This window comes from Microcoleus sp. D3_18a_C4, from assembly GCF_036702415.1.
Lineage (GTDB): Bacteria > Cyanobacteriota > Cyanobacteriia > Cyanobacteriales > Microcoleaceae > Microcoleus.
In genome coordinates this window covers 1-3634 of record NZ_JAUBTI010000199.1, presented here as the reverse complement: position 1 = coordinate 3634, position 3634 = coordinate 1, and the positions used below count along the sequence as shown (strand labels likewise).

3 protein-coding genes are annotated in these 3634 nt (G+C 46.4%); all 3 read right to left on the bottom strand.

Going from position 1 to position 3634, the window contains the following annotated elements; all coding sequences use genetic code 11:
- Positions 1–345: 345 nt before the first annotated feature.
- Positions 346–1452 (bottom strand): 30S ribosomal protein S1, encoded by a 1107-nt coding sequence (locus tag QUB16_RS32970; RefSeq protein WP_333322576.1) that lies wholly within the window; start codon positions 1450–1452, stop codon positions 346–348.
- A 1004-nt stretch (positions 1453–2456) separates the two neighbouring features.
- Positions 2457–3014 carry a transcriptional regulator NrdR gene (gene nrdR / locus QUB16_RS32965; RefSeq protein ID WP_190738941.1) on the bottom strand — a complete coding sequence of 186 codons (558 nt, stop codon included), beginning with the start codon at positions 3012–3014 and terminating at the stop codon, positions 2457–2459.
- Positions 3015–3207: 193 nt separating this feature from the next.
- A complete protein-coding gene (locus QUB16_RS32960; RefSeq protein ID WP_006635641.1) occupies positions 3208–3303 on the bottom strand; it encodes a photosystem II reaction center protein T in 96 nt (31 codons plus the stop codon).
- Positions 3304–3634 lie beyond the last annotated feature (331 nt).

The following is a 3634-nucleotide window of genomic DNA, read 5'->3' as shown; positions in this document are numbered from 1 at the left end:
GCTCGCACTGTAAATGCAAAACTGAGATGCTCCCCATCCCACAAACTTGTGGAAGTTATTTAATTCTCATTCCTAAGTAGGGAGACAGCAATGCCCATAGGTGTCAACTTAAGCTGTTAGCTCGCCAAGTTCGTTAGTCATCCCGTCAGTCCGCCAGGGGTTTCAACCCTTGCCGGACTATGGGTTTAACGTTAAGTTGACACCTATGGGCAATTCCGTTTCCCTACAAATGCGCGCGTACTTTTCAGAATTGATATTAATTGGTAATTAATGATTGGTAATTGGGACGTTTAAGGCAAAAAAAAAGAGGGAAAATTCCCTCTTTTAATAACACTAACTGCGATGTTATTCTTCCGTCGCAGGAGGGATTTCTTCCTCTACATCTAATACTGCTTCGGGTGCTGCTTCGGCTGCTACTTCGGGTGCTGCTTCGGCTGCTACTTCGGGCTCATCCTCTTCCATTGCTGATGGTACGTCTTCGAGTATTTCGTCGGAGAGGTCATCCTCAGCATCAGTTGAGTCTACAGGAATGTCTATGCCTGCTTTAGCTTGCTTTTGAGCCAGCATTTTCTCGCGGAACTTAGCTGCCATTTCCTCAGCTTTTTCGTATACCAATTCGCGATTTTTGACCATCGCGCCCGGTTCCGGTTCCAACTGCTTGGTGGAGAGAGAAATCCGGCCCCTCTCGGCATCCAAGTCAATGATCATCACTTTCACTTCGTCGTTGACATTGAAAACGCTATGAGGCGTATCGATGTGATCGTGTGAAATTTCCGAGATGTGCAGCAAGCCGCTGACGCCGCCGATGTCGATAAAGGCACCGTAAGGCTTGATACCGCGTACTGTACCGATGACGACTTCCCCGACTTCGAGGCGGTTCATCTTGCGCTCAACTAAGGCGCGACGATGACTCAACACTAGGCGGTTGCGGTCTTCGTCTACCTCTAAGAATTTTAATGGTAATTCTTCGGCGACTAATTCTTCCTTCGGTTTGCGGGTACTGATGTGAGAACCGGGAATAAAGCCTCGCAAGCCTTCTATTCTCACGAGTGCGCCGCCGCGGTTGGTGGCAAATACTTGCGATCGTACTGTGGCATCTTCTGCTTGCAGTTGTCGCACTCTTTCCCACGCCCGCATATACTCGATGCGCCGGATGGACAGGGTTAATTGTCCGTCTTCATTTTCATCGGTTAGAATGAAAAATTCTCTGGTTTCGTTTGATTGCAATACCTCTTCAGGGCTTTCGACTCGATTGATCGACATTTCCTGAATGGGAATGTACGCTGCTGTTTTAGCACCGATATCAATCAGAGCGCCCCTGGGTTCTATACTAAAAACTGTACCCGCTACTACATCGCCCGGGCTAAAGTGATAGTCATATTTATCAAGTAGGGCTGCAAAATCTTCGTGAGTAAAGCCGATGTCTTTGACTGTGGTTTTGAGATTGACCATGCGAATAGTTTCCTAGGATTTCTCTCCTTCATGTTTTTCGTTTGTGCCGGCAGATATTCGAGATTTTGGTTAAAAAGCGATTAACTTTTTTCAAAATCTTTTACTAAAGTCAGTTTTTGCTAACTTTTGCCGGGTGCAACTGCACACCAGCGCTTGCCTTTACTGTTACTCCATACTCTGTGTTAAAACGTTTAATCTTAACATTCCGAGTCAAGTAGACTATTTTGACACTCTCAGGTATAAATAAACTGAGATTCTTCATCTTTACATTTTTGATTTACTACCGCCTTGGGACTGGTTGGCTCGGTGTGCTTTTGTGTTGCACTTTCAACGGGACAATTACCGCCTCAAACTTAAGAGCCCTGTACGCATAGTATTTTGCACGGGTTGTGCCTCCCATGAATGGGGTAATGTTAGCTTCGACAATGTTTCGAGAGCTTGTTAGACCTGCAACACTGTTCCAGTGACCTTAGAACTGTTTAATTGCTCCGGACAGAGCAGGGGACTAGCTACGCATCCACAGGGTGTCGTGACTCTCAAAACGTAGGCAATTAAGCCTTAGTCTGGTCAGTATGGCTTGCCAGATTTCTCTTACAAGCCCCGTGTCTTTAGACCGGGGTTACTGACTCAACGAGCCGACTTGCTGGCGACAGGATTACTCCAGTCTAAGTAGAGGTCGGTTTCTCCAGAAGCGTAAATTTCGGTATGTCCTACCGTATTTAATTAGTCACGGATCTTTAGTTAGGTTTTGTTCAAATGCGAGCTTTCCTAAACTGCAACACCGTTAGGTGTGACTACGCACTCAACTAATCCAGTTAAGTTTTTACGTTGTCTAGTTATACTCTATTTTAGACCGATGACGATCATATCACACCCAGCACTCTTACTGAGAAAAAAGAACACTCGCTCGAATGAGAGTCCCTTGAGTCGCTATTCCTCCTGGCCTTCCTCGCGACACGGTTTTCAATCTCCCAGAATATTTCTCTAAATTAATTTAAGCGAGCTTAGCTGGGACTCGCGCAGGATGCGGGGCTTTCTCGATCGACTGATTCGGAATCCGGCAAATCTGCGTCAAAATTCGGTCTAGTTTCTGTATCTTCAGCTTCGTTGAGGGGATTCTGAAGGTGATTTAGGGTATCTACAAAATCTCGGATGCCTCGAAATTGCCGATATACGGAGGCAAAACGGACATAAGCGACTTCGCTGAGCGGCCGCAGGTGCAACAGCACCAGTTCCCCTATTTCTGAACTGGCGATTTCTCGGAGCGATCGACCTTGGAGTTGCGCCTCGATTTCTTCGGCCAGGGTTTCGAGATGCCCGGAAGACAAACCGGTTTTTTCGCAGGCCCGAATCAATCCCCTGACTAATTTTGATCTGTCAAAAGATTCGCGCTTGCCGTCCCGCTTGATCACCGTAATCGGCACAAATTCTATGCGTTCGTAAGTTGTGAAGCGGTGCTGGCAGCTCAAACACTCACGCCGCCGACGGATGCTTTGACCTGATTCGGCTGAACGCGATTCTAGAACGCGGCTATTTGTGTGTTGGCAGGAGGAACAGCGCATGATTGCTGATTTTAACAGGCATTGCCAGCAAATTGCCACTCATCTAACCGCGCGGGATCGGATGAATGGCTGGACTAGAAAAATGACTTAGCAATCAGCGGTGAAATAGTCCCGCACCACATTCGATGCAATGATGCGGGCTAACCGCAGTCCGGTTCAAGATATTTTGGACTTGCCGCAGGCGTATAGCTAATTATTTGCCAATCCGGGGAGGTTCCCGAAAGGCGATCGCAAAAAATAGTACGCCTATGGCTAAAGCCAGAATCAAAATGTAAGCAACACTTTCCATGTTAAATTTTCCCTATCTTCCCTTGCCGTATTATTTTATCAGAAAATTGGGTTGAAAACCCTGTCCTTGTAGGACGGCTTTTTTCCATTGTTAAGTAAAATAGCAAATCCATCTTAACAAATGAATATGGTAAAATAACCAACTCAGACAAGATGTAAAAACCTACCCCCGGACTGGGGGAAAGTCTACGCCCAAAACATTTTTGAGGAGATATGACGGGAGCACTCTTTTGTGCCCAGAGTAGTCAGCCTGGGAACTAAGGATCGCGAATTAAATAACTTACAATTTTAATTGTTATTGTGGGATGGGCGTCCCGCCCGTCCAAAAAGGA

Bases quoted from the DNA above. Each gene is read 5' to 3' on its own strand.
- QUB16_RS32970 (WP_333322576.1), bottom strand. From the start codon at position 1,452: ATGGTCAATCTCAAAACCACAGTCAAAGACATCGGCTTTACTCACGAA.
- nrdR (WP_190738941.1), bottom strand. From the start codon at position 3,014: ATGCGCTGTTCCTCCTGCCAACACACAAATAGCCGCGTTCTAGAATCG.
- QUB16_RS32960 (WP_006635641.1), bottom strand. From the start codon at position 3,303: ATGGAAAGTGTTGCTTACATTTTGATTCTGGCTTTAGCCATAGGCGTA.